This is a genomic window from Limnothrix redekei LRLZ20PSL1 (genome assembly GCF_043235035.1).
Lineage (GTDB): Bacteria > Cyanobacteriota > Cyanobacteriia > CACIAM-69d > CACIAM-69d > CACIAM-69d.
On the sequence record NZ_JAZAQF010000057.1, the window covers coordinates 158,595 to 183,668 of the forward strand.

The following is a 25,074-nucleotide window of genomic DNA, read 5'->3' on the forward strand; positions in this document are numbered from 1 at the left end:
TTCATTCCACACCCTCGAAAGCCGCCCGTGACACACTCCGCCCCCAACTCCACACCCAACTCCGCCCCCAACTCCACACCAAACACACCCAAGCACGCCCCGGCTAACGCTATGACCAACGCCGCTGATTCTGAACCCCAATTCCAAAACCAGCCTGCGGCCGAGTTGGGTGCAGGGGAAAATGGGCGATCGATCCTGATTTGCCAGAACGTTCACTGCTACCGCAATCGATCGGGAGCCGTGCTGGCCGCTTTCCAGAGCGCCGCCTTGCCAGCGGGGGTCACCGTCACCGCCAGCGATTGCCATGGCCAGTGCCATTTAGGCCCCAGTGTGCGAATTGTGCCCGATGAAACTTGGTATGCCCGGGTCGAGCCAGCGGATGTGTCCAGGATTGTGGAGGAACATCTGCGGCAAAATCACCCGGTCTCAGATTTGCTGAATCCTCGCTTACATGTGGATTACAGCGCCTATTACGGCCAAGCGGGCTACGGTCAAACCGGGGCCGCCTCCTGAGCGTTGGTCAAAGGATTCATCAACGGCGTATTCCAAGTCACGATCAAAAAAATTCACCCCCCAACTCTCCAAGCAAACAGAGAAGAAGGGAGGTGAGGGTTAATCAACAGTCTGAAGTCCCTTCAGACCCTCATTACAGCGACTGGCGCACCAAAACTCAATTGTTTCAGCCTCGCGCCAGCCGATGACGACGGCCCCTAGGCTTCAACCGGAGGCAGATCCAACCGCAACGAATCCAAAACGCTTTGGACATTGCTGGTGGCATAGCCCACTTCAAGGGGGAACTTGGCCTGCAAAACGGCCAGCACCCGATCGAGCTGACCTTCAAGCTGGCGATCATTGCGAATCAGCTTCCGCAACCGATCCTTAACGGCCGGCAGAATCGGCCCCGTATCTTTACCCTCAGAGGCTTCGAGGGCGTGGGTGCGGAACAGATCCAGGCGATCGATCTTTTGCGTGCGCAACAGGTCTTGCAATTCATAGCAAGCCCGATCGGTAAACTCTTGGGTCACATATTCCAAGACCACCGGTTGCAAGCCAAACATAGCCCCACCGGCCGCGCCACGCTCAATCAGCGATCGCCGGCCCAGGGATTCCAACGCTTCGATTAATTCCGGTTGCGAGAACGGAATCGAAATCTTGTCGCGCAGTTGGCTCAAAGACAGGGGTTGCTGTTCGATCGCCAACCAATAAACAATCGCCCGTTCAATGTCCGACAGGCGATCAAACTGGCGTTGCAACAAATCGCGAATATCCCCAAATACCAGGGTCGATTGCTTCAAAAACTCCGACACCCGACCGCCAAACAGCTCTTGAATCGTGGTCGAAGCAATCTTCAAGGTGAGCGGGTTTCCCCGATACAAATCAATCAACTCCTTCCAGAGTTTTTCCTCTTGCAAGCCCTTGTCGCGGAAAATTTCACCCGCTTCATCGGGGCCCAACGCACCCAACTGCGACACTCGCACCGGCAACGTATTGCCCTCTAGGCGAGCCACCTCACGGGGCTTTTCGGAACTGGTGAGCAGCAAGCAGCTTTGGTGCGACTCTTCGCCCACCCGGCGCAGCAATTCACCATAGTCCTCAAACCCGTCGCGGTATTGTCCGGAGATATCCCCTTGGCGCAGTACCGACTCCACTCCATCCAGCACCAACAAGCAGCGGTGTTGACGCAGATAGTCAATCAACAACGTAATGCGATTGTGGGCACTGTCGGGCAGATAGGTTTGGCGCTTGCGAGACAAGGTTTGCACCAACCGACCAATCACCTCGCGGGGCGAAACCCCATGGCGGAGCGATCGCCAAATGATGAACTCAAACTCGTCTTGCTCTTCGAGCGATCGAGCCAAGCGCACCGCCAACGCCGTCTTACCAATCCCCGCAATCCCCAGCAAGGCCACCACTCGGCAGTGATCTTGAGAAATCCAGGTTTGCAGGGCGGCCAGCTCCTGCGCACGACCATAGAAAGCCGAAATATCCGGCGCTTCTCCCCAGTCATACTGAGGCGGCAACTCGCCCACTTCCACTTCAGGAGTGACCGGAATTGCCACGATCGGCCCTTGTGTTTGACGGGTTTGATACTGAGACACCAAAATCTGCTGAAGCTTGGCCAATTTTCCTGGCCCAGCACCAGCAATATGAAACTTTTTATACACTTCACCCAAGCGCTTACGGGCCGCTTCTGGGCGGATTCCTAGGCGTTGGGCAATGGCATTCATCGGCTCACCATTGATGGCTGCGGCCAGCACATCCAGCTCGGTATTCGAGACACTATGCTCCTTCGCAATTTGTCTCAAAAAGTCTTGAGGAATCAATTCACCAATCTCTCTGTACTAAACAATCTTCGGCCTTCATCTTAGCCTCGAAAATGTATTTCTTATATGAATATTTTCTAGACAGGAGTTCGTAGCTATCAGGGGAGAGTGGGATAAGCTCTCGCATCTCGCACGGTGGAATATTGCGTTTTCAAGATACTTGTGCCTCCCAGACAGGTTTTGCCCTGCTCTGGCCGAGGGATCTTGGAATTCAGGATTTTCTGAGCATGAGTTTATGGGCATTAACTACAAGGGTGGATGGGGTCGAAATCACTCTGCAAATAAGCGAATAGGGAGGCAACCCAAACACCACCCCGAAGCCGACTCAGAGATTGACGAAGATCGACAGCGAACCCTGCGCCCAAAAACTTGCCCGAAAGCTTGCCCGAAAATTTGCCCGAAAATTTGACCCGACTGGGATCCCTAAGCTCGATAGAATGGGGGGTGCTAGCAACGCCGCTGTGTTTCGCCGAGTTTTCAGGTCTTTGCGTGGATCTAGATCGAGTCTTTAAACATCCTAAGCCAATCGTTGGAGTCGTCCATTTGTTGCCGCTGCCGAGTTCTGCGCGGTGGGGACTGAGCCTGAAGGCAGTTATTGAGCGCGCTGAACAGGAAGCAGTGGCGCTGGCTGCCGGTGGGGTGAATGCGATTTTGGTGGAAAATTTTTTTGATGCCCCTTTTCCGAAAGATGCGGTTGATCCGGCGGTGGTGAGTGCCATGACGCTGGTGGTTCACCATTTACAAAATTTGGTGACTTTACCGATCGGGGTGAATGTGTTGCGCAATGATGCCCATTCGGCCACTGCGATCGCAGCTTGCACCGGGGCACACTTTATTCGGGTCAATGTGCTGTCGGGGGTGATGGCCACCGATCAGGGATTGATTGAAGGCCAGGCCCACCAGCTCCTGCGTTATCGGCGGGAACTGGGCAGTGATGTCAAGATCTTGGCGGATGTGTTGGTAAAACATGCTCGCCCGATCGGGTCGCCCAACTTAACGGTGGCGGTGCAAGACACGATCGAACGTGGCTTGGCCGATGGGGCCATTTTGTCGGGGTGGGCCACTGGCAGCCCGCCAAACATTGAAGATTTGGAGTTAGCCAAGGCTGCGGCGGGAGATACGCCAATTTTTGTGGGCAGCGGGGCTAATTATGACAATGTGGCTCAACTGCTGGAAGTGGCGGATGGGGTGATTGTGGCCAGCTCCCTGAAGCGGCGAGGCCGGCGGGATTTGCCGATCGACCCGAACCGGGTTAGCCAGTTTGTGGAGGTGGCGCGGCGGGGTCGGCCGGCTTCTGCGATGGTTGTCCCTACACCTACACCCATGAGTTAGTACTCATGAGTTAGTACCCATGGGCTGGCCCTCAGGGGCTGGCACTCAGAGGCTCAAGCCTAATTAATCGGTACTAATCAGTCCAGGGTTATGGCTTTGGCGGCAACGCAATGGTGGGGGCCAGTTGAAACCCGGCGATCGCCCCTTGCAAAATGGCTTGGCGCGATCGCTGGCGCAAGCTTTCCACCGTGATGAGATACGTATCCTGGCCGTCGGTGGTGGCGGCCACCTGCACCGGGCTTTGGGGGCTGGCATAAAGCTGCCAAGTGCGCCCGCCCACCTGCTGGGATTCTTGGGCTATCAGGGGCACGGTCAGCCCTAACCGTTGCAAGGCTTGGGGGCCGGTTGTGCCCACCACCCATGTGAAGCTGATTCGACCTTCATTCGGTTCTGTTTCGGGCGATCGCCACAGGTTGGTCAGGATCGGATCTCGCTGCCAGCCCAAGGGGACGAGCGATCGAACTCGAGTGCCCCACACCGCGATCGCCTGCAGGGCGGGAATAATCGGCACTTGGGGCATAAATTGCACCTGAGCCACGCAGCGCCCATCGGGAGCTTGGTTTGGATTGCGCAAAAAATCGCGAACCAGGCGGTTGGCACAATCACTGCTGGCAAAGGCCCCATGGCCCAACCCGGGAAAGGTGTAGTGATAGGCGCGGGACAGGCTGGCTGCCACCTGATTGCCAAAGGGTGGCGGCGTGACCGGATCTAAGTTGCCCGACAGCAGCAGGGTGGGAATGTTGGTGCTCACGGGGCGGTTGGCTTCGGGGCCCAAGGTGGGGACTGGCCAGAGACGGCAACTGTCTAGGAATTCTTGAGGATCGGTGCTGAGGGAGCGCAATTCCGGCAGGATGCTGCCCAAGTCGGCGGTTTTGAGGGGGGTGAATCCGGCTTCTTCGGCACAAAGCACCGATTGTTGCATTCCATCGGCTAGGGGGCTGAACCAATCGGACGCTAGCTCCGTGAGGGAAGACCAGTCGCCCGATCGCATTTCGCGCAGCCATTCCGGGAGTTGCGGAATTAAGCTGCTGTCGTAGAGCGCTGAAATGACCAGGTTAACCAGCCCATCGCCATCGATCGCCACGGTGCGCCAAAATTGCTCACCATTGTCGGCCAGGACTCGGCCCGATCGCCCCGCTTGTAATTGCGCATCCACATAGGCGATCGCGTCAAAGCCTTCGGTGGTGATGGGCTGGCGCTCCAGTTGGGCCACCACGGCTTGGAAGGTTTCTTGCAAACGGGGATATTCCCGCTGACAAACGGGCGATCGTTGGCATTGTTCAAACAGTTGCCGCAGGGCCCGATCGTGACTGCGCAAGGATTCAGTGATGTAGTTGGTGTTTAGGGGAACCACCGCATCTAAGATCACGCTCCGCAGTCGATCGGGATGGCGCTTCATCAGGTGCTGGCCCAACATTGTCCCGTAGGACACCCCATAGAAATTGAAGCGACCATAGCCCAGGGCAGACATCACCAGCGGGATATCGTCAGCATTTTCCCAACTGTTATAGGCTCCTAGGTCTATCCCCTGGCCCAAGAGTCGATCGCGACAGGCCCCATAGGCCGCCAGGGTTTTTTGGTTAATGACTTCCTCGCTGAGCTGGGGCAGTTGGGGCGCAATCTGTCGATCGACCTCGTAGATTTCTTGGCAAAACAAATAGGGCTGGGAAAATTGCGTGCCCCGTTGCTCAATCAGCACCAAGTCCCGATCGCTCAGGCCCGGCGTGGCGGCGATGGCTTCCCACCAAGGTTCTAGCAGCATCAGGGTGGAACCACCGGGCCCCCCTTGGGCCATCACCAGTGGATCCGGTTGGGCCTGGGGGCGATCGCTGCGAATTTGGGCCACGGCCAGACGAATGGTGGATCCCGTGGGGTCAGCGTGGCGCTCTGGCACGGTCACAAAGCCACAGCGCAACCGATCACCCAACCGAGCCAGGGCCTCGGTAAGCAACAGCGATGGGCAAGGGGCCGCTTCAAATTGACCGATGGGCAAGAGGGGTGACGTAAGGGCAATGGCAACCGATGAGGAAGGGGGGCGGTTTCCGGCCACAACGCCCATGGGCAACCCCGTGGAAAAACCATCCCCCCAAAGGGTTACCGCCATGGCACAGCCTGTCACCATCACCCACCGTTGCCACCAACGCCCCCTCCGCCCGATGACCATCACAGTTTCTTAAGAAAAATAAAAATTTTGTAGCAAGGTGCGATCGATAGCTTAACCGATGGCGGGCGATCGACATATCCCTTTACAGATCCGGGTTTTGGGCGTTGAAACGGGTGTAAAACAAATCCCGACTTTTTTAATCGGGATTGTTTGCAGCCCCCTTGTAACCCGTGATACGCTTTCTGCATTCGATGGGATACTCCCTAATCCCGTTGCCGCAAAACAGGAGCGAAACCGCCCCATGACTGGAGTTCTCGATACCCGCCGCACCGCCACCGAATCGCCCGATCACCAACTGGATCACCAGCACAGTCACCCAGCCGATAGCCACCATAGCCACAGCGGCCACTTTACGCACCTGAAGTGCAAAGAATGTGGTGCCGAATACGAAGCCACCGCCATGCATGTGTGCGAGTTGTGCTTTGGCCCGCTGGAAGTGAAGTATGACTACGAGGCGATCGCCCGCAATGTATCGCGCGAAAAGATCGCGGCCGGCCCGAACTCCATCTGGCGCTACAAAGATTTTCTGCCCGTAGGCAGCGACCCGATCGACGTGGGCACGGGTATGACTCCCCTCCTGAAGGCTAACCGCCTGGCTCGTCGTTTGGGTCTCAAGAACCTCTATATCAAGAACGACGCGGTGAACATGCCCACCTTGAGCTTCAAGGATCGGGTGGTGTCCGTGGCCCTGACCCGTGCTCGCGAGCTGGGCTTCACCACGGTTTCCTGTGCCAGCACCGGCAACTTGGCTAACTCCACAGCGGCGATCGCCGCCCACGCGGGTTTGGAGTGCTGCGTGTTCATTCCCGCTGACCTGGAATCGGGCAAGGTGTTGGGCACGTTGATCTATAACCCCACCGTGATGGCGGTGCGCGGTAATTATGACCAAGTGAACCGCCTTTGCTCGGAAGTGGCCAACAGCTACGGCTGGGGCTTCGTGAACATCAACTTGCGTCCTTACTACTCCGAAGGCTCCAAGACTTTGGGCTTTGAGGTGGCGGAACAGTTGGGTTGGCAACTGCCGGATCACATTGTGGCTCCGTTGGCTTCTGGCTCCCTGTTCACGAAAATCCACAAGGGCTTCCAAGAGCTGATCGCCACGGGCTTGGTGGAATCGAAGCCCGTGAAGTGTAGCGGGGCCCAGGCGGAGGGTTGCAACCCGATCGCCACGGCCTTCAAGGAAGAGCGGGACTTTATTGCCCCCGTGAAACCCAACACGATCGCCAAGTCGATCGCGATCGGGAACCCCGCTGATGGGATCTATGCGGTGGAGCAAGCCCGCAAAACCGGCGGCCACATTGAAACCGCCACCGATGAAGAAATCGTGGAAGGCATCAAGCTGCTGGCGGAAACCGAAGGCATCTTCACGGAAACCGCTGGCGGTACGACGATCGCCGTCTTGAAGAAGTTGGTGGAAGCGGGCAAGATTAACCCCGACGAAACCACGGTGGTTTACATCACCGGCAACGGTCTGAAAACCCAAGAGGCGGTTCAAAGCCACGCGGGTCAACCGTTGGAAATTGATCCGAAGCTGGATAGCTTTGAGCGCGCTTGGGATCGGGCCCGCACGCTCGATCGCCTGGAGTGGCAACAGGTTTTGGTCTAGGGATTTTCCCAAAAACCGGGTGATTCGCGGCTTGGGTTGTGAATCACCCCCACCGCGCGGGAGTTGGTCACGCGCTCATGGCTCTTGCTCATGGGGAGCCTGCCCACTGACCTGGCCAGCCCAAGCGGCGGCCGACCGAATCCCACTGGGGTGAGGTTAGGAGGTTGGGGCCAATCTCGGGCGATTCATGCCTGCTGTTTGCGGGCTTGCTTTTGACTGTTTTTGGTTGTTTGCAATCACGATTCGCAATCATGATTTGTCGTCACGATTCGATGATTGATTCGATCGCCTGCCCTTTTTTTTGCGTTGTTCTGAGTTTCTGAATCTGCACGACCATGGCCATTAAAGTTTTGATTCCTACCCCGCTGCAAAAATTCACCGAGGATCGGGCCGAAATCGAATGCAGCGGCGACACGATCGACGCGATGATTGACTCCCTGGAAGAAAGCTGTCCAGGAATTAAGGAGCGCATTTGCGACGAGCAAGGCAAACTCCGCCGCTTCTTAAATGTCTACGTGAACAGCGAAGATATCCGCTTCCTGGATGGCCAAGCCACCAGCCTGGCCGACGGCGATGAGGTGAGCATCGTGCCGGCCGTTGCGGGCGGTTGAACCAAGGCTGCGGTTGATTCCTCGGAATCCCGATTGGCAGCTTCCCAGCTTTTCAGTTTTTTCAGTCTTTGGAGAAAGTCGGGCGATCGCCCTAGCGCATCAATTGGGGCGATCGGGATCCGATAGACTTCACTAAATTTGCGGCAACACGAGGGAACCCTAGCGGTATCCTCGTTTTTTCTTTTGGTTTGGTTGGGGGGCAGGCGCTGAACCTGCCTCCCAATTAATCGCCCAAATATCGCCCCCATTTAGGAAATTAGGGACTCATGGGGCAAGGCTTACCCGATCGAGACCGTTTCCGTTTGGGGATTGCGCTTCCCTTCCGTTTGCAGGGCCGCCGCCAACCGGTTGAGGGCGCTGACGTAGGCTTGGGCAGAAGCCACCACGATGTCGGTGTTGGCCGAATGGCCCGAAAACACCGTGTCCGCGTGGCGAATCCGGATCGTGACTTCGCCCATCGCATCGATCCCTGCCGTCACCGACTGCACGGAGAACTCGATTAAGTCGTTGTCGATTTGAGCGATCCGGCTGATGGCGCGGTAAACCGCATCCACGGGGCCCGTGCCGGTGGCCGCGTCGGTGCGATCGTTCCCGTCGGGCATCCGCACCGTGACCGTGGCCGTGGGGCAGGACTTGTCCCCGCAGGACACTTGCACATGCTCCAGGCGGTAGAGTTCCGGCACTTGGCGGATTTCGTCGTTGACGATCGCCTCCAAATCCCGATCGCTCACTTCCTTTTTCTTGTCCGCAACGTCCTTGAACCGCACAAAGGCCTTGTTCAATTCTGTTTCGGTCAGCTCAAAGCCCAATTCTTTCAGGCGCGTGGCGAAGGCGTTGCGGCCCGACAGCTTGCCGAGGACAATTTGGTTTTCCGTCCGCCCGATCGTTTGGGCATCGATGATTTCGTAGGTCAGCTTGTTTTTGAGCATCCCGTCCTGGTGAATGCCCGATTGGTGCGAGAAGGCATTGGCTCCGACGATCGCCTTGTTCGGCTGAACGATCATGCCCGTCAGTTGCGAGACCATCCGCGAGGTGCGGTAGATTTCCTTCAGGTTCACGCCGGTCAAGGGTTCTTCCGACTCCGGCGATCGCCCAAAGAACGGGTTATAGAACGATCGCCGCACATGCAGCGCCATCACCAACTCTTCCAGGGAGGCATTGCCCGCCCGTTCACCGATGCCGTTCAAGGTGCATTCCAACTGACGCGCGCCGTTTTGCACTGCCGCCAGGAAGTTAGCCACCGCCAAGCCCAAGTCGTTGTGACCATGGACGGAAATCACCGCCTGATCAATGTTCGGCACGTTTTCCTTGATGCCGCGAATCAGCGCGCCAAATTCATCAGGGGTGGTGTAGCCCACGGTGTCGGGAATATTCACCGTGGTCGCCCCAGCGGCGATCGCCCGCTCCAGCACTTCATAAAGGAATTCCGGATCGCTGCGCCCCGCATCCTCCGGCGAAAATTCCACATCATTGGTGAAGCTCTTGGCGTAGGCCACCATTTCTTCGGCGATCGCCACCACTTCCGGCCGCTCTTTTTTGAGCTTGTACTTCATGTGGATGTCGGACGTGGCGATGAAGGTGTGGATCCGCCACTTCGACGCTTCCTTCAGAGCTGCGGCCGCCGTTTGAATGTCTTCCTTGCGGGCGCGGGCCAAGCCGCAAATGGTCGGGCCGTTGGGGGTGCCCACTTCGGCGGCAATCCGTTGCACGGCATCGAAGTCCCCGGGGCTGGAGAAGGGAAAACCGGCTTCGATGATGTCCACTTGCAGTCGAGCTAGCTGGCGGGCGATCGTTAGCTTTTCTTCGACGTTCAGCGATGCGCCGGGCGACTGTTCGCCATCGCGCAGGGTGGTGTCAAAAATCAAAACGCGATCGGGATTAATTACCGGGCCAGCAGACTGAGCGGTCATGAAATTACCTCCGAGGAATCGGCCGCGACCAATGCGGACAACTATTCATAAGGGACAACCAAAAATGCAAAAGCGCAACGCTAAATTTAGGTTGCGCCCATGGGGCTTATTCTAACGATTTTGGTTGCCGATCGCGCAAGGGGCGATCGGGATTGTGATCGGTTGATGGGATGGGCATCCCGAGTATGCCCATCGAATATTTGGACAATTCAATCGGGTAGGGGTGCACCGCTGTGCGCCCACAGTCAGCGATCGCTGAAGTCCCGATGAATAGTCATTGGTTAATAATCCGACTTTTCGATTTTGCGGCGGATGTCGTTGAGGTCAATGTAGCGATCGGTCGCATTGCGCAGTTCCCGGGCAATCATCCCTTCGGTGGAAACCACGGTGATATGGGTGTTTTTGGAGCGCAACAGCTCGATCGCCCGCTCAAAATCCCCATCACCACTGAACAACACCACTGCATCATATTGATCCACGGTGTTGAACATATCAATCACAATTTCAATGTCCAGGTTCGCCTTTTGGGAATAGCGCTCAGACTTGTCGTCGTAATATTCCTTCAGCAATTTAGTGCGAACCGTGTAGCCCAGATTAATCAACGCGTCCCGAAATCCCCGCTGATCCTGAGGATCCTTCAGCCCCGTATACCAAAAGGCATTAATCAATTGCACATTAGCTGGTTCGGTGAAATATTCAAGAACCCGCCGAGGATCGAAAAACCAGCCATTCTTTTGCTGGGCATAAAACATATTGTTGCCATCCACAAAAATGGATAGACGGGCGGTATTAATTGTCATAGAGAAGGAAGCCTAGCTGGTTGATTCAGATGTTTTGAGAAGTGTTTAGGGATTTAGACGCTAGCGTATGGCAGCTTGGTCTAACGAAGGGGCTGGCTGAGGGTTAGGGTGGGCTGATGCTTGAGACCCCGATACAGCGGGAGCGATCGCGCCGTGAGCTGCCTAATTTGAGCCTAGCACTTCATAATATTCCTTAACTTTTACATATTCCTTAACTTTTACACAAACCACCGAGGGGCCGAATCGCCCGATCTCCCCCACAAGCAATCCTTTAAGGCCACCGCTGAGAACACCGCGCCCTGAAGCCGACTCACGGTGGATCGCCCGATCGCGGCTGGTCATGGCTCCCTAAAAACAAAAAAATTGAAACTGTTCCCAAAACCCTTCACAGAATCAAAAAAACTCTGCTACTATGTAGCTCGCGTTGTCAAAACAGCGCCTTCTGGAGAGATGGCTGAGTGGTCGAAAGCGGCAGATTGCTAATCTGTTGAGGGTCGTTTAGACTCTCCGAGGGTTCGAATCCCTCTCTCTCCGTTTTGAACAGACTTTGAAGTAGAGCCTGAATTGGAGTCGGAGTCATTTTAACAACGGCTGCCAATGACTGTTCAACCGCGATTGGGATAGTCATCAGTCACAAATATCAGTCACAAATATTTGTAAAAATCTATTTGTAAAAATCCATCAGCTTGAACGGATCTCCGAAAAGCCAAAATTGATCCCTGGTCGATCGACGCAGGCAAGAGGCTGAAATACCTTGCATCCACGACGATAGGCGCTTTGCCAGTCTCCAAAGATACTTTTCAGACATCCCCCAAGGGCGATTATGAGATTCGTGAGCGGATTGAAGACCCATGGATTTCAGGGATGAATTTCAGAGATGAATTTCAGAGATTAGTTCTAGAGATGAATTCTAGAGACCAGTTTCAGAGATTGAATTTGAATATTAGATTGAGAGATTAGATCCACCCGGGCTTCAGACCGGCCCTTGATTTGATCAGCCAATCTGATCAAGCAATTTGATCACACAATCTGATCACGCAATCTGATCAACCCAGTAGCAAACTCAGGGCCGAGACTCCTAGGCGATCGATTTGCTCGATCGAGCCAGGACGGGCTAAGACTAGGCCGCATTGGGTTTTCCAATTCTTGAGGAGTGAATGACCATGACTGCGATGCCCGAGCATCACGACCCCATGAAACCACAATTGACCTCGCAAGCCAGACAGCCGCGTCGTGCCTGGCCAGCCCTGATGGCCGTGGCGGCCTTAACCAGTTTGCTCGGAGCCTGTGCCGGACAGCCCAACGCATCCCCCGCCGGAGGCAGCCCGGAAGCCGCTGCGCCTACCGATGGGCTGAAGTTGGGGGCCCTGCTGCCCACCACAGGCGATTTACAGTCGATCGGGCAGCCCATGTCAGAGGTTTTGCCCCTGGCCGTCGAAACCATTAACGCCTGCGGGGGTGTGAACGGCAAACCCGTGAGCCTGGTGCTGGCCGATGACCAAACGGATCCGACCGTGGGCGTGGAAGGGATGACCAAGCTGGTGGAAGTGGACAAGGTGGCCGGGGTGGTTGGCTCCTTTGCCAGCAGTGTTTCCGGCGCTGCGGTGGATGTGGCCGTGCGCAACAAAGTGATGATGATTTCGCCCGGCAGCACCAGCCCCGTATTCACGGAACGGGCGAAAAAGGGCGAATTTCAAGGATTTTGGGCCCGAACGGCCCCGCCGGACACCTACCAGGCTGAAGCACTGGCCAAGCTGGCCTTTGAGCGGGGTCACAAGCGGGTTGCCACGATCGTGATTAATAACGATTACGGCGTGGGATTTGAGCAAAAATTCATCGCTGCGTTCAAAAAACTGGGCGGCACGGTGGTGAACGAAGCCAAACCCACCCGCTATGACCCCAAGGCGGCCACCTTTGAATCGGAAGTGAACGCGGCCTTCAGCCAAAAACCCGACGCGGTGGCGGCAATTCTTTATGTGGAAAGCGGGGCCCTGTTGTTGAAGGCAGCCTATGAGCAGGGCCTGAGCAAGGGGGTGCAAATCATGCTGACGGATGGCATGAAAACGGACGACCTGGCAAAACAGGTGGGGATGGGATCCGATGGGAAACCGATTGTGGCCGGGGCGATCGGGACAGTGCCCGGAGCCGATGGTGAAAGCCTCACGGCCCTGGCAGAATTGGTGCAACGGAAACTGAACAAAGCCCCCGCCGCTTTCGTGCCCCAAACCTGGGATGCGGTGATGTTGATGGCCTTGGCAGCCCAAGCGGCCGGCGAAAACACGGGCACAGGGATCCAAAGCAAGATTCGGGAAGTATCTAGCGGCGACGGGGAAGCGGTTACCGATGTCTGCAAGGGGCTGGAGTTGCTGAAGGCGGGCAAGAAGATTAACTACCAGGGCGCAAGCGGCAACGTAGACATTGACGAGAACGGCGATGTGGTGGGTAACTACGACGTTTGGAATGTGGAGAGTGACGGCAAGATTTCGATTAAGGGCAAGGTGAAGCTGCAATAGGGGGCGATCAAATCCCGCCGCACCCAATTAAGCTTCATCAAACTTCATCATATTCGGCACTCAGTGCCACCGGGGCGATCGAGCAGGCTGCAATGGGCCAATCGATCGCCCTGTTTATTGCTCTTGCGTGCTTCCTGTCCCTGCTCCTTTCCAAACAGCACCCATTGATCCAGATTCAAATAGGAAAACTCAATCAAACAATTAAGTTTTTGTGTCAGTCTCTAATTGACCCAGGCGATCAATCCTCAAGCGCTCCATAGTATAGTCGTTAAGTCAGTACTAAAAAAGAGTAATCAGATTATCTGGTTACAGCAACGCCCTATTTAATTTGAATGGGCTAAGTAGGCCCAAGCAGTTTCTCATCATCTTGGACATTTTCCAATTCTCTGCCCAGGCATTCTGTCAAAATATGATCGAACTGTTCTGTCTAAGCAATCTGTACAACCTGCCTTGATCAATTTGTCCTAAGTCGCTTGTTTTAAGCCACTGGTCATTGCATTGGTTTTGTTTACAGAATCACTGATTCAAACAACCTTCACGATAGAGTAATGAGCCATGTTAGAAGGATTTATTTTTGCCACTATTTTATTAGGATTTTTCGGCATGATTTTAAAGAAAAATCTAGTCATGAAAATTGTTGCAATGGATGTAATGAGCACAGGTGTCATTGCCTATTATGTGCTCATAGCAGCGCGATCGGGTCTATTTACACCTATTTTGCAATTTCCTTCTCGTGATGTGACCTATGCAGATCCAGTTCCCCAAGCGGTGATTTTGACGGCGATCGTGATTGGCTTTTCCATTCAAGCACTGATGTTGGTAGGTGTAATGAAGTTAGCGCGGGATAACCCAACCTTGGAAACGGCTGAAATTGAAAAAAACAATCAGCAATAAGCAGTTCGTTGGTTTTTCAATTTGCCATTAGCGAGGAATACAATCAGGTCAACCAGCAATTATTTTAGTTGATTCTGTTGAAACCAACTCTGATTGACTCGTTTGAATTAATCCTGGCTTCATCGCTCTTGGTTAAGTCGCTCATCGGTTCAGGTTTAAGCTCAAATTAATTTTGAGTTAAGTCTGAATTCACCTCTTGATTAACTGCCCCGTTGATCATTCATTACTCCATAGATGCTGACTGAGTTGAGCGGTGTTGCACACCCAAATTTCGTCAATTTTCAGCATCTCAAGTAGCCCCAAGATGGCTCAAATTGCGCGATCGCACAATGAGCTAGTCGCCCCTAGGTCGAGTCGCTAATAGCCCATTGATGGCTCATTCACCACCCCCAGAAGCCACCATGCTTGCATCTTCTATCTTGGAACCGTTAACCGTTGGTTGGGTTGTTTTTTCCCTCATTTTGGGGTTTGTGATTGCCCTGCTGCCCAAGCTCGATCGAGTCTTGTCCCTGCTGGTCGCCGTCACCTCAGCGGTTTATGCCGGGCTACTGTTAACCGCCAATGCTCCCTTACCGCTGACCCTCTTGGATCGGTTTGGGGTGACTTTGGTTGCCGATTCTCTGGCGGCTTTTTTCATTTTGACCAATGCGATCGTCACCCTCGCAGTCTTGTGCTATTCCTGGCAAAGCCCCAAAAAAGCTTTTTTCTACAGCCAATTGTTAATGCTTCACGGCAGTCTTAATGCGGCATTTATTTGTGCTGATTTAGTCAGCATTTATATTGCCCTGGAGGTTAGCGGCATTGCGGCTTTTTTGCTAATTGCCTATCCCCGCAGCGATCGCTCCATTTGGGTCGCCCTGCGCTATCTCTTCATTAGCAATGCTGCCATGTTGTTTTACCTGGTGGGGGCAGTTTCCGTTTATCAACATCAACATTCCTTTGCCCTAGCAGGTCTTGCCAAGGCTCCACCGGAGGCGATCGCCCTCATCTTTTTGGGACTGCTGGTGAAAGGGGGGGTTTTTATCTCCGGCTTGTGGCTACCGCTCACCCACTCAGAATCAGAAACCTCCGTTTCAGCCCTGCTTTCGGGAATTGCCATTAAAGCCAGTATTTTGCCTTTATTACGCTGCGCTTTCGTATCTGATGATTTGGATTTAATTGTCCGAATTTTTGGGGTCGCAACAGCCCTTTTAGGGGTTAGTTACGCCATGTTTGAGAAGGACACCAAGCGAATGTTGGCTTTTCACACCATTTCGCAGTTGGGGTTTGTTTTGGCCGCGCCCTTGGTCGGTGGATTTTATGCCCTCACCCATGGTTTGGTGAAGTCCTGTTTGTTTTTATTGGCGGGTTCTTTGCCCAGCCGCAACTTCAAGATTCTAAAGAGCCAAACGATCGATCGCACCCTTTGGGTTGGGTTGCTGCTGGCTAGTTTGTCAATTTCTGGATTGCCCCTTTTGGCTGGTTTTGCGGCCAAGGCCTTAACCCTGAAAGAACTGCAACCTTGGCAAACCATGCTGATGAACGCAGCCGCGATCGGGACAGCCATTTCTTTTGCGAAATTCATCTTCCTCAAACCCAATGGATTCCCATCCCTTGACAAAGCCGTCAGCGGTGACCAAGGAGCAGGTCAAATCACTGCCCATGCTCTACCGAAACCCGAAGTGGCCGTCATGGCTAGCTCAACGTTAGCCACATCAAATTTGGCTACTCAAAACCTCAATTTTTCTGGCACGAGTGCCGCTAATTTAGAACTCAAAGCAGCCGCCACAGCTCCCAAGTCTGGGCTTTGGATTGCTGTGAGTTTGCTACTAGGAAGTTTAGTGCTCGCCAATGGTTTTTATGGAGCGGCTTATACGGTGGATAGTGCCAGCAAGGCCGGTTTAACCATTGCCGCAGGCTGGCTAATCTATTGGGTTGTGATTCGTCAAAGCACTGTGAAATTACCTCAGGTGGCCGAAGAATTTGATCACCTGGTGGGGGCTATGAGTTTAACGTCCGTTGTGCTGTTTTGGATGGCATTGTCATGGTAAAAATCGGCCGGCTCGCAATTATTTTATTTCGCCTTCTGATTTGGTTGTTACTCACAGCCGATGGCAGTGGAGTTAATCTCGCGATCGGGATTGTGGTTGCTGTGCTTTTACCGCGTCAATCCTTTGCACCCGATCGCCTCAAAGATTGGCTCACCGTTTTCTGGAAGATTGTGACCGCCATTCCCATGGCCTATATCGAATCCATTGAAATCATGTTTCGTCCCCATCGTCGAGAAAGCATTATTTGGGAACAGGTTCCTCAGCGGCGATCGACCCAGCTAATTTTTTTGGACATCTTTCTCATTACTTTCACCCCCAAAACCATCGTTTGCCGATATGACAAAGAAACCGGCTATGCCGTTCACAAAATTGATCCCTAGGTTTTGATTGCTTCGCCGCAACTGCTCAACTTCCTGACTCAGGTTGCCCAATTCACCATGACCAATGCCATTTTGATTGCTGCCATTTTGGCTTTGTTAATTCCAATTTATAAAGCCTGCACAGAGGAAGATGTTTGGCAAAAGATGTTGGCCCTATCGAGTGTTTCCAGCAAGGTTTCAATTGCCATTTTGCTGGTTTCGGTGCAGCGAGATGATTGGTCGATCGGGGTCGTAGCCGTGATTGTTTTGAGCGTGGGAAATGCTGGGTTAATGCTGCTGGCTAACGTTTTGAAACGAATGGGAGAAGCTTAACCATGACCTGGACAGAAATTCCTTTAGTGGATGGCATCAGCAATCTTTGTTTAGTGGGTGGGATGGTGTTTTGGTTTTGGGGCACAACCCAATTACTCACCCGCCGATCGGTACTTTTTAAACTGCACGGCTTATCTGTGTCGGACACCTTGGGGTCTTTGGCGATCGTGTTTGGGTTGTTATTAAAGATTCCCAATGAGTGGCCATTGCTCATTTTAGCCATGATTTGCTTGGCCGTTTGGAACACCATGTTGGGATATGTTTTGGCCTACTGCTCCACCAGCGGAGACCGACTATGAATGAGTTGAACTGGGTTAATGATCTGCCGATTTATGTGATCACTGCGCTGTTGCCGCTCTCGGCGGCCATGGTGATTTTTCAATCGAATCCTTACCATGCATTGGTGATTCGCGGCATTTTGGGCGCTTTGGCGGCGGCTGTTTATGCGATTTTGGGTGCTGCTGATGTGTCTTTAACGGAAGCACTCATGGGCACATTATTAGCAATTACGCTGTACGCAATTGCCGTGCGATCGTCCTTGGTTTTGCAGTTGGGATATCTAGAAGATTCAACCATCGTTACCCCGCCTCATCTACTACATTTAGACCCGAAAACCCACGCACCTGACTTAACCCAAGAGTCTGCCAATGGGGAATTAGATTCCACGGTGGTGGAATGTTTAGCAAATACATTCAAGCCCTTTTACCTCCGCATTGAACTGGTTCCCTATCCCAGCCTTACGGCACTCCAGCGAGCCTTGGGCGATCGGGAAGTTCATGCCATCTATGCGCCCACATTCAGTCTTTTAAGTGCCCCTGAAGACTCAACAGCGCCTCAGCCCCATTCCGGAAAGCCACAACTCATCACCCGCGTTCAACGGCTCTACGAAATTATGCGGGAGAAGCCCCTGTCAGACTTGGCAACTATTACTTATCAGTCAGCGCGTCAGTCAGCCAATTTATTAGCCAATTTATCAACTGATTCGTCAGCCAACGTCACCCTTACCCAGGAGCGCAAACCCTCATGATCAAGTGGATTTATGTACTGGCAGGCTTAGCGCTCTATTGCAAAATGGTGCTGTTTCCCAACTATGCACCAGATGTGATTGGGGCTGAAATTGTACAAGCAGTGGTGACCGATAGCGGGGTTCCGAATGCTGTTTCGGGGATCATTTTTCGCAATCGATTATACGACACCATTTTTGAGGTGGTGGTTTTTACAATTGCAATCATGGGATCGCAATTTTTATTGGCCAATGAAAATCCATCATGCTCAATTCAACGCTTGGTGGATCAACCCTCGATCGTGCTGGCACGGTTAGGAGCCACAATCGCCGCCCTGGTCGCGATCGAGCTAGGAATTCGCGGTCACCTCAGCCCCGGTGGTGGTTTTGCAGCGGGCGTGGCGGGGGGCACTGCGATCGGCCTAGTGACCATTACCGCTTCACCGGACTGGATGCAAAATCTTTATCAACGCTGGCGAGCCGCCACTTGGGAAAAAATTTCCGTGCTCGTTTTCATCGCCTTGGCTGTCATCACCTTAATTGGGTACGAATTGCCCCACGGAGAGTTAGGAACCCTCGCCAGCGGCGGCCTATTGCCAATCTTGAACTTGTTGGTGGCGGTGAAGGTGGCCTTGGGATCTTGGGCAGCATTGTTGGTTTTTATACGCTACCGTGGACTGTTTTAGGTTTGGCTTCTACAGTTGAGTGATCTGACTGATCGTTTTCTGGGATGCTGCTGGCCGCCCCGATCGCCCTTGGGAAGGGATGCTTAGACATCATCCGTAAAACGAATTGTTGACCGTGATTCTTCAGGGGAATTTCAATCACACGCCGTGAAGCAATGTTCAATCACGCTTTGTGAAGAAATAGATCCCATAACACTGAAGAATTGCTGAAGTTCCCCTTCAGGATCCAAAATCAGACTGAGGATGGGAACGCAATTCTCCAAGTCTTTGCCCTTGCCTCATTGAAATCTTAATTGGGCAAGACTAACTGCAAAGCAAGCGACCTCAACCGATCCTTCTGGATCGGTTTTGACCGCAATGGGGAAAATTCAGTCTTGATTTCCAAGGGGCGGCTCGGGCCATTGCCCAATGCTAAAACCATTGAAAATCAGATCATTTGAAATCGTCGTGGTGATCTAGCCATATGACTGTTACAACCAATCCGACTGACATTCGGATGAATTCGGCCCCAACTGTGCCACGGTTAGACCGTTGTTGTTCGCAAGAACTGCTGCATTATTTTCAGGATGCCTGGGCTTTAGAAGATAAACTGCTAAGCAGTTTGGCAGAGCCAGCAACCTTTTATTTACGACCAGATTCCCTACGCAACCCGCTGATTTTCTACCTAGGACATTCAGCGGTTTTTTATGTCAATAAATTAGTGCGGGTAGGCCTGTGGCCGCAACGGCTGAACCCAAACTATGAGCAGTTGTTTGAGATTGGGGTTGATCCTAACACTTCCGCTGAATTAGATGCCGTCATTAACGGAATTCAATGGCCAGAAGTGGGGGCTGTTTGGGATTATCGAGATCGGGTTAAGTGCACGATCGAGCAAATAATTCAGACTGCTGATTTTGAGTTACCCATTCACCCCAAACATCCCCTTTGGGCCCTGTTGATGGCGATCGAGCATCAGCGGATTCACATTGAAACCTCTTCGATGTTGTTGCGCCAATTATCACTCGATCAGCTGCGATGTCCGGCCGATTGGTCGATCGCCCCAACGGATTTGCCCGCACCAGAAAACTTCATGCGCCTAATTCCCGGCGGCACAATCACCCTCGGAAAATCCCCAACCGATCAAACCTATGGGTGGGATAGTGAATATGGTCAACGCCAAGTGGAAGTGCCCAGCTTTTGGGCGAGCCAATTCCTAATCACCAACCAAGAGTATCAAGAATTCGTGGCAGCCGGTGGCTACCAAAACGCAGCCTACTGGTCGGTCGAGGGTTGGCAATGGCGCGAAGCTCATCAGGTTTCTCACCCCAGGTTTTGGATTCCGCAAGGCGATCACTACCGGTATCGATCGACCTTTTTTGAATGTGATTTACCCCTCGCCTGGCCGGCAGAAGTGAATTATTACGAGGCGATCGCCTTCTGTCGCTGGAAGGGTAAAGGAGCACGATTGCTCAGCGAGGCAGAATGGAATCGTGCATTACAGTGGTCAGCCACAGAAGCGAAAACCACCACCCAAAGTCATGATTTCCGACCTTGGAATCAGCAGGCAGATCCCCATTTCAACCGCCCTTTAGTTAAAGGTTTCGATCAGGATTTTGATCAAGACCTCGATCAAACTTTTGGGCAAGATTTTGGGCAGGCTTTCGGGCAAGACTCAGACCCAATTGCTGAATTGCCTCCCAATTTACACTGGCAATGGATCTCACCCCGAGCGGTCAATTCAAACAGGGCGATCGTCCAAGGGCTTGCGGATTTGCGCGGCAATGTTTGGGAATGGATTGCTGATGCTTTTAATCCATTACCCGGCTTTGAACCTCATCCTCTTTATGAAGATCAGTCAGCTCCTTTCTTTGATGAAGATCACCGCATGATGCTGGGTGGTTCTTGGGCTACTAATGGCTCCATGGCCCTGCCATCCTATCGCAATTGGTTCCGACCTCATTTTTATCAACATGTGGGCTTTCGGATTGCCCAAGGGACAAGTGATTTATGCAACTAGAAAGCCGGTCTTCGTCTGTTCAATCGCGCCCGATGAACGCCGCTGAAATGGTTGATGCGGATATTCGATCGGGAGCGATCATTGTTTTGGATCACAGCCACGCACCCGCCACCCCAGAAGGTGCAGAGGTGATCCAAGGCTTGAGCAAAACCCCTAAGCAGTTGTCTCCCAAGTATTTTTATGACGATCGGGGATCGCAACTCTTTGAGGACATTTGCCAGCTTCCGGAATATTATCCAACCCGTACAGAAGCTTGGATTTTGCAAACCTATGCCACCGAAATTGCTGCGATCACCGACAGCCACGAACTGATTGAATTGGGCAGCGGCAGTTCCACCAAAACTCGCTTACTGTTGGATGCCTATCGATCGCTCTGGGCCGATCGCCCCGACACTTGCCACTATCTCCCAGTGGATATTAGTGGCGGCATTTTGCACAGCAGCGTGGTGCAACTGCAATCGCAATATCCTGAATTTTGGATCCAGGGGCTGTTGGGAACCTATGACCAGGCCTTGGACTATTTAGCCCACAGCAATGAGCGATCGCGTCTGTTGTTTTTCTTGGGCAGTTCGATGGGAAATTTCTCCCCCGCAGACTTCAACAGCTTTGTCGATCGCGTGGCCCAATCGCTCAAGCCCGGTGACTATTTCCTGTTAGGAGTTGACCTTGAAAAAGACCTGGAAATCCTCAAGGCAGCCTATAACGATTCTCAGGGAGTGACGGCCGCCTTCAACTTGAACATGCTGGCTCATTTGAACCGGCGTTTTGGGGGCAATTTTGATCTCGATGCTTTCAGTCACGAAGCGATTTATAACACCGCAGACTCGCAAATTGAGATGTATCTCCATTGTCACCGCGATTGCCAAGTGCAGTTCGATCGCCTGGATTTTGTCGCCAACTTCCAAGCCGGGGAGTCGATTTTGACGGAAATTTCCCGCAAGTTTCGGCTCGATCGCTTGCCCCAACAACTCGCAGAGCACGGCCTCACCGCCGTCAAAACCTGGAGCGATCCGCAGCAATGGTTTGGACTACTGTTGTGTCAAGCTACCAGTTCGTAGATTCTGTTCCCCTTTCTTCAAACGTCAATCAAGCTCATGTGATTGATAGTCTGGTTGATAGTCTGGTTGACAGTAGAAACCATCAATCATCCATCGAGACTTGATTGGATCCCCAAGAAGGTCAAGACATTTTCTTAGGCGAACTGCTAAATTGAGAGGGTGAACGTTTTTGCCCTCTCAGTTTGCTTGTTTCCGTGAGGTACAGTGATGACAGTGGCCCGGGACAATTTGGCAACATTGTATGAGTGCGACTACGCCCTTTGGTTAGACGCAACGATCGAGCAACTGCGCCGTCGTGACTACGGCAACGTGGATTGGGATAATTTATTAGATGAATTAGAGTCAATGGCCCGCAGCGATAAACGTGCCATTAAACATAATTTGGTGGTGATTCTTGTGCATCTTTTAAAGTGGCAATTTCAGCCTGAGATGCGATCGGGAAGCTGGGCAGGAAGCATCACGGAACACCGAACTCGAATTCAGTCCCTATTAGACGATTCCCCTAGCCTCAAAAATTTCCTACCTGAGGCCCTAGATTGGGCCTATCCCAGAGCACGTCGGCAAGCCAGTGATGAAACAGAATTACCTATCGAACAGTTTCCAGAAGCTTGTCCCTACCAACTTTTTGAGGTATTAAACGAAAACTTTTTACCCCAATGAGACTCTTTCAAAAAATCAAGCCTAATCCGCATTGACCTATTTTTATCCTCTGATTTCATCTGATTGCAACGGAGAAAAATTGGGCGGCTTTCATTGGGTCACTGACTAAAAACTGCTGGATAGAAGCTGGCTGGCGTTATTCAGTGCCGTGGCGGCGTTGATGCCAGTGCCAAGCATGGGACACGATCGCCTCTAAATCTGGGTACTCCGGTTGCCAGCCCAAAACCGCCTGGGCCCGATCGCTGCTGCTGACCAACACGGGCGGATCACCGGCCCGGCGATCGCGCTCCACCACAACGATCGGGCGTTGGGTCACCTGGCGAGCAGCGGCGATCGTTTCCTTCACGGAAAATCCGTTGCCATTGCCCAAATTAAATGCCGTGGATTCGCCGCCGTTCAGCAAATATTCCAACCCCAACACATGGGCGTGGGCCAAGTCGTTCACATGGACATAATCCCGAATGCAAGTGCCGTCGGGGGTGGGGTAGTCCGTGCCAAAAATGGCGATGTTGTCTCGCTGGCCCAGGGCCGCCAACAAAATCAGTGGAATCAGATGGGTTTCCGGCTGGTGATCTTCGCCCAGGTTGCCGGAGGGGTCGGCTCCGGCGGCGTTGAAGTAACGGAAGATGACCGATCGCAATCCATAGGCCAGGTCAAAATCCCGCAGCATTCGCTCGACGGTTAATTTAGACTCCCCATAGGGATTAATCGGCAGTTGGGGATGATCTTCGGCAATTTTGGGAGTTTGGGGTACGCCATAGGTGGCCGCCGTGGAGGAAAACACGAAATGGGGCACTTGGGCCGCCACCATGGCTTCCAACAGGGTCAGGGTTCCCACCACGTTGTTGCGATAGTATTTGGCGGGATTGGTAACGGACTCGCCCACGGCAATGTAGGCGGCGAAGTGCAGCACGGCTCCAATCTGGCGCTGGGCAAAGAGTCGATCGAGCAAGGCCCGATCGCCAATATCACCCACAATCAACTCAGCCTTCAGCACCGATTCCACAATCTCGCGGTGGCCGTAGCCCAAATTATCCAGCACAACCACCGGATAGCCGGCCTGTTGAAGCGCTAGAACGGTATGGGAGCCGATGTAGCCAGCGCCGCCGGTCACGAGAATGGTGGGTTTTGAGCAAGCGTCGGTCATGGGGGGCAGCGACGGGAATTACGGGGCGATCGCCATGAGAATTTTAGCCATTTCTTCTACCTTTCCTTATCCGCCCAGCAAAGGCGGCACGGAAATTCGGACTTACAACCTGCTGGCCCGCTTGGCCCAGCGCCATGCGGTCACCATTGCCACCCAGCGCCATCCTAGTGTCACCGATGAGCATCTGGCCGCGCTCCGGGCAACCGTTCAGGAGGTGATGGTGTTTCCGCTGCCACCGGATCCGGCCGCCAGCCGCAGTCCGCGCCAGTTGGCCCGCAAGGTGAAGCGGTTTGGGCAATCTTGGCTGAGGGGCACACCGCCCAATGTGTTGCATCGCTTTTCGCGGCCGATGCAGGCTTGGATTGATCAACAAATTGCGGCCGATCGCTTTGATGTGGTCACCTGCGAGCACAGTGTGAATGAAATCTATGTGCGGCCCGATTGGCAGCGGCGCTACCCCAAGCTGCGATCGATTGTGGATGTTCACAGTTCCGTTTACGGTTGGGCCAAGGGGCATCTGGATTTGGGTGCATCTCCCCACCCCACACGCGATTGGCTGTATTTGCCCTTGCTCGCCCGCTATGAGCGCCGCTACGCCAACAAATTCAGCGCGATCGTCACCACCACCCCCGACGATCGGGACTACATGGCCCAATTTGCCCCCCAAGTGCCCGGTTTCGTCATTCCCAACGGGGTGGACTTGGCCCTGTTTCCGCCGCGCGATCGAGATCCCGGGGGTTATGAATTGGTGTTTGTGGGCGCAATGGATGCCACCCACAACATCGATGCGGTGAAGTTTTTTGTGAATGCCGTTCTGCCACCGCTGCGATCGACCTATCCCGCCGCCACTTTTCGGATTGTGGGGGCCCGGCCCAGCGCTGAGGTGTTGGCCCTGGGCGATCGACCCGGCGTAGTGGTCACCGGCCCTGTGGATTCCATGGCCGCCGAGCTACATCGGGCCTCCGTTTGCGTCGTGCCCCTGCGCACCGGGCTGGGCATCAAAAACAAAACCCTGGAGGCTATGGCGGCCGGCGTACCCGTGGTGGGGAGCGATCGGGGATTAGAAGGCTTGACAATCGACCAACCACCCTTAGCCTTACGGGCCAACCAACCGGCTGAATACATTGCCGCCATCGGTCGGCTGTGGGAATCTACGGAGTTGCGGGCCCAACTCTCCCAAGCGGCCCGAGCCTACGTGGAACGCGACTTTAGCTGGGAGCAAGCCGCCCAGCATTACGAAGCTGTTTTACAAAACTCCCCATGACAGGCAGCTTTCACCTCTTTTTCCCTAGAAGGGCGATAAGGTCAACTTCGATAGCCAACTTCGGCGGTCAGCTTCAACGCTCAGCAACATTGTCAGCAACCAGTGATGGAATCAAGTGTTAATAATGATCAGTAGTCAATGATTCAATTCACACTCTGGTTATAGTTTATACCCAACTCCTTCTTGATTGAATTTGATCGCTTTCGCTCATTGGAATACTTTAGGAGAATCTCAGGGAGTGCTTAAATAGAATTATCGGTAGTGCCTGTGAAGTAATGATGGACTATGAAGCGACTGGCAATGAGGCATTGTAGTGGTGAATAAATCGCCAAATCGCTGCTTCGTGATTGACCAAGGATTTGGAAAAAGACAGGGTGCGCCGCA

General features: G+C 53.4%; 22 protein-coding genes, 1 tRNA gene and 1 pseudogene. 17 read left to right on the forward strand and 7 right to left on the reverse strand.

Annotated elements, in window-relative coordinates:
* Positions 1–27 precede the first annotated feature (27 nt).
* Positions 28–513 (forward strand): (2Fe-2S) ferredoxin domain-containing protein, encoded by a 486-nt coding sequence (locus VPK24_RS09565; RefSeq protein WP_393012496.1) that lies wholly within the window; start codon positions 28–30, stop codon positions 511–513.
* A 197-nt stretch (positions 514–710) separates the two neighbouring features.
* On the opposite strand, the gene VPK24_RS09570 is transcribed toward VPK24_RS09565, so the two are convergent.
* Positions 711–2,306: an NB-ARC domain-containing protein gene (locus VPK24_RS09570; RefSeq protein ID WP_393012499.1), complete on the reverse strand. Its 1,596-nt coding sequence runs from the start codon at positions 2,304–2,306 to the stop codon at positions 711–713.
* Positions 2,307–2,813: 507 nt separating this feature from the next.
* Here VPK24_RS09570 and btpA point away from each other — a divergent pair.
* Positions 2,814–3,656, forward strand: coding sequence for a photosystem I biogenesis protein BtpA (btpA, locus tag VPK24_RS09575; protein ID WP_393012501.1), 843 nt, complete (start codon positions 2,814–2,816; stop codon positions 3,654–3,656).
* Between the two features lie 88 nt (positions 3,657–3,744).
* Here the strand turns inward: btpA and VPK24_RS09580 are convergent, their stop codons facing one another.
* On the reverse strand, positions 3,745–5,820 hold the full coding sequence (locus VPK24_RS09580; protein ID WP_393012504.1) for an alpha/beta hydrolase: 2,076 nt from the start codon (positions 5,818–5,820) through the stop codon (positions 3,745–3,747).
* Between the two features lie 241 nt (positions 5,821–6,061).
* Between VPK24_RS09580 and thrC the strand changes: the two genes are divergently transcribed.
* Together thrC and VPK24_RS09590 are read left to right on the forward strand one after the other, a co-directional pair.
* On the forward strand, positions 6,062–7,426 hold the full coding sequence (thrC, locus tag VPK24_RS09585) for a threonine synthase (RefSeq protein WP_393012507.1): 1,365 nt from the start codon (positions 6,062–6,064) through the stop codon (positions 7,424–7,426).
* 335 nt (positions 7,427–7,761) lie between these two features.
* Positions 7,762–8,037 (forward strand): ubiquitin-like small modifier protein 1, encoded by a 276-nt coding sequence (locus tag VPK24_RS09590; protein WP_393012510.1) that lies wholly within the window; start codon positions 7,762–7,764, stop codon positions 8,035–8,037.
* Positions 8,038–8,315: 278 nt separating this feature from the next.
* Here VPK24_RS09590 and VPK24_RS09595 read toward each other — a convergent pair whose 3' ends face one another.
* The 3 genes from VPK24_RS09595 to VPK24_RS09605 form a co-directional block, all read right to left on the reverse strand.
* Positions 8,316–9,947, reverse strand: coding sequence for a 2-isopropylmalate synthase (locus VPK24_RS09595; RefSeq protein ID WP_393012513.1), 1,632 nt, complete (start codon positions 9,945–9,947; stop codon positions 8,316–8,318).
* Between the two features lie 281 nt (positions 9,948–10,228).
* Complete coding sequence (locus VPK24_RS09600) at positions 10,229–10,747, reverse strand: LabA-like NYN domain-containing protein (protein WP_099531612.1); 519 nt, start codon at positions 10,745–10,747, stop codon at positions 10,229–10,231.
* Positions 10,748–10,909: 162 nt separating this feature from the next.
* Positions 10,910–11,089, reverse strand: a complete 180-nt coding sequence (locus tag VPK24_RS09605; protein WP_393012516.1) for a hypothetical protein — start codon at positions 11,087–11,089, stop codon at positions 10,910–10,912.
* 102 nt (positions 11,090–11,191) lie between these two features.
* On the opposite strand from VPK24_RS09605, the gene VPK24_RS09610 reads away from it, so the two are divergent.
* The 12 genes from VPK24_RS09610 (at position 11,192) to VPK24_RS09665 (ending at position 22,279) form a co-directional block, all read left to right on the forward strand.
* Positions 11,192–11,281 (forward strand) — tRNA-Ser (locus VPK24_RS09610).
* A gap of 659 nt (positions 11,282–11,940) precedes the next feature.
* Positions 11,941–13,260 carry an ABC transporter substrate-binding protein gene (locus VPK24_RS09615; RefSeq protein WP_393012563.1) on the forward strand — a complete coding sequence of 440 codons (1,320 nt, stop codon included), beginning with the start codon at positions 11,941–11,943 and terminating at the stop codon, positions 13,258–13,260.
* A gap of 555 nt (positions 13,261–13,815) precedes the next feature.
* Positions 13,816–14,154 carry a cation:proton antiporter subunit C gene (locus VPK24_RS09620; RefSeq protein ID WP_393012518.1) on the forward strand — a complete coding sequence of 113 codons (339 nt, stop codon included), beginning with the start codon at positions 13,816–13,818 and terminating at the stop codon, positions 14,152–14,154.
* Between the two features lie 419 nt (positions 14,155–14,573).
* A complete protein-coding gene (locus VPK24_RS09625) occupies positions 14,574–16,184 on the forward strand; it encodes a cation:proton antiporter (protein ID WP_393012565.1) in 1,611 nt (536 codons plus the stop codon).
* Positions 16,178–16,564 carry a Na+/H+ antiporter subunit E gene (locus VPK24_RS09630; RefSeq protein WP_393012521.1) on the forward strand — a complete coding sequence of 129 codons (387 nt, stop codon included), beginning with the start codon at positions 16,178–16,180 and terminating at the stop codon, positions 16,562–16,564. Before VPK24_RS09625 ends, VPK24_RS09630 begins: the two co-directional genes overlap by 7 nt.
* A 57-nt stretch (positions 16,565–16,621) precedes the next feature.
* Positions 16,622–16,876, forward strand: a complete 255-nt coding sequence (locus tag VPK24_RS09635) for a hypothetical protein (protein ID WP_099531615.1) — start codon at positions 16,622–16,624, stop codon at positions 16,874–16,876.
* A gap of 2 nt (positions 16,877–16,878) precedes the next feature.
* Positions 16,879–17,175 carry a monovalent cation/H(+) antiporter subunit G gene (locus VPK24_RS09640; RefSeq protein WP_393012524.1) on the forward strand — a complete coding sequence of 99 codons (297 nt, stop codon included), beginning with the start codon at positions 16,879–16,881 and terminating at the stop codon, positions 17,173–17,175.
* Positions 17,172–17,903 carry a DUF4040 domain-containing protein gene (locus VPK24_RS09645; protein ID WP_393012526.1) on the forward strand — a complete coding sequence of 244 codons (732 nt, stop codon included), beginning with the start codon at positions 17,172–17,174 and terminating at the stop codon, positions 17,901–17,903. The genes VPK24_RS09640 and VPK24_RS09645 overlap by 4 nt, the downstream gene beginning before the upstream one ends.
* Complete coding sequence (locus tag VPK24_RS09650; RefSeq protein WP_393012567.1) at positions 17,903–18,565, forward strand: Na(+)/H(+) antiporter subunit B; 663 nt, start codon at positions 17,903–17,905, stop codon at positions 18,563–18,565. The genes VPK24_RS09645 and VPK24_RS09650 overlap by 1 nt, the downstream gene beginning before the upstream one ends.
* A 463-nt stretch (positions 18,566–19,028) precedes the next feature.
* Positions 19,029–20,561 (forward strand): 5-histidylcysteine sulfoxide synthase, encoded by a 1,533-nt coding sequence (gene ovoA / locus VPK24_RS09655; RefSeq protein ID WP_393012529.1) that lies wholly within the window; start codon positions 19,029–19,031, stop codon positions 20,559–20,561.
* Between the two features lie 32 nt (positions 20,562–20,593).
* The gene (egtD, locus tag VPK24_RS09660) at positions 20,594–21,619 is read left to right on the forward strand and encodes an L-histidine N(alpha)-methyltransferase (RefSeq protein ID WP_393012531.1); all 1,026 of its coding nucleotides are present in this window, start codon (positions 20,594–20,596) and stop codon (positions 21,617–21,619) included.
* A 207-nt stretch (positions 21,620–21,826) separates the two neighbouring features.
* Entirely contained in the window at positions 21,827–22,279 is a 453-nt protein-coding gene (locus tag VPK24_RS09665) for a DUF29 domain-containing protein (protein WP_099531618.1), read from the forward strand.
* Between the two features lie 136 nt (positions 22,280–22,415).
* On the opposite strand, the gene galE is transcribed toward VPK24_RS09665, so the two are convergent.
* A complete protein-coding gene (gene galE, locus VPK24_RS09670; protein ID WP_393012534.1) occupies positions 22,416–23,426 on the reverse strand; it encodes a UDP-glucose 4-epimerase GalE in 1,011 nt (336 codons plus the stop codon).
* A gap of 34 nt (positions 23,427–23,460) precedes the next feature.
* Here galE and VPK24_RS09675 point away from each other — a divergent pair, with 34 nt between their 5' ends.
* Positions 23,461–24,690 carry a glycosyltransferase family 4 protein gene (locus VPK24_RS09675; RefSeq protein ID WP_393012569.1) on the forward strand — a complete coding sequence of 410 codons (1,230 nt, stop codon included), beginning with the start codon at positions 23,461–23,463 and terminating at the stop codon, positions 24,688–24,690.
* Between the two features lie 283 nt (positions 24,691–24,973).
* Here VPK24_RS09675 and VPK24_RS18845 read toward each other — a convergent pair.
* Positions 24,974–25,074 (reverse strand): annotated as a pseudogene (locus VPK24_RS18845) (IS1 family transposase); the annotation flags it as partial.

Bases quoted from the DNA above. Each gene is read 5' to 3' on its own strand.
- VPK24_RS09580 (WP_393012504.1), bottom strand. From the start codon at position 5,820: ATGGTCATCGGGCGGAGGGGGCGTTGGTGGCAACGGTGGGTGATGGTG.
- thrC (WP_393012507.1), top strand. From the start codon at position 6,062: ATGACTGGAGTTCTCGATACCCGCCGCACCGCCACCGAATCGCCCGAT.
- VPK24_RS09590 (WP_393012510.1), top strand. From the start codon at position 7,762: ATGGCCATTAAAGTTTTGATTCCTACCCCGCTGCAAAAATTCACCGAG.
- VPK24_RS09595 (WP_393012513.1), bottom strand. From the start codon at position 9,947: ATGACCGCTCAGTCTGCTGGCCCGGTAATTAATCCCGATCGCGTTTTG.
- VPK24_RS09600 (WP_099531612.1), bottom strand. From the start codon at position 10,747: ATGACAATTAATACCGCCCGTCTATCCATTTTTGTGGATGGCAACAAT.
- VPK24_RS09605 (WP_393012516.1), bottom strand. From the start codon at position 11,089: ATGACCAGCCGCGATCGGGCGATCCACCGTGAGTCGGCTTCAGGGCGC.
- VPK24_RS09615 (WP_393012563.1), top strand. From the start codon at position 11,941: ATGAAACCACAATTGACCTCGCAAGCCAGACAGCCGCGTCGTGCCTGG.
- VPK24_RS09620 (WP_393012518.1), top strand. From the start codon at position 13,816: ATGTTAGAAGGATTTATTTTTGCCACTATTTTATTAGGATTTTTCGGC.
- VPK24_RS09630 (WP_393012521.1), top strand. From the start codon at position 16,178: ATGGTAAAAATCGGCCGGCTCGCAATTATTTTATTTCGCCTTCTGATT.
- VPK24_RS09635 (WP_099531615.1), top strand. From the start codon at position 16,622: ATGACCAATGCCATTTTGATTGCTGCCATTTTGGCTTTGTTAATTCCA.
- VPK24_RS09640 (WP_393012524.1), top strand. From the start codon at position 16,879: ATGACCTGGACAGAAATTCCTTTAGTGGATGGCATCAGCAATCTTTGT.
- VPK24_RS09645 (WP_393012526.1), top strand. From the start codon at position 17,172: ATGAATGAGTTGAACTGGGTTAATGATCTGCCGATTTATGTGATCACT.
- ovoA (WP_393012529.1), top strand. From the start codon at position 19,029: ATGACTGTTACAACCAATCCGACTGACATTCGGATGAATTCGGCCCCA.
- egtD (WP_393012531.1), top strand. From the start codon at position 20,594: ATGAACGCCGCTGAAATGGTTGATGCGGATATTCGATCGGGAGCGATC.
- VPK24_RS09665 (WP_099531618.1), top strand. From the start codon at position 21,827: ATGACAGTGGCCCGGGACAATTTGGCAACATTGTATGAGTGCGACTAC.
- galE (WP_393012534.1), bottom strand. From the start codon at position 23,426: ATGACCGACGCTTGCTCAAAACCCACCATTCTCGTGACCGGCGGCGCT.
- VPK24_RS09675 (WP_393012569.1), top strand. From the start codon at position 23,461: ATGAGAATTTTAGCCATTTCTTCTACCTTTCCTTATCCGCCCAGCAAA.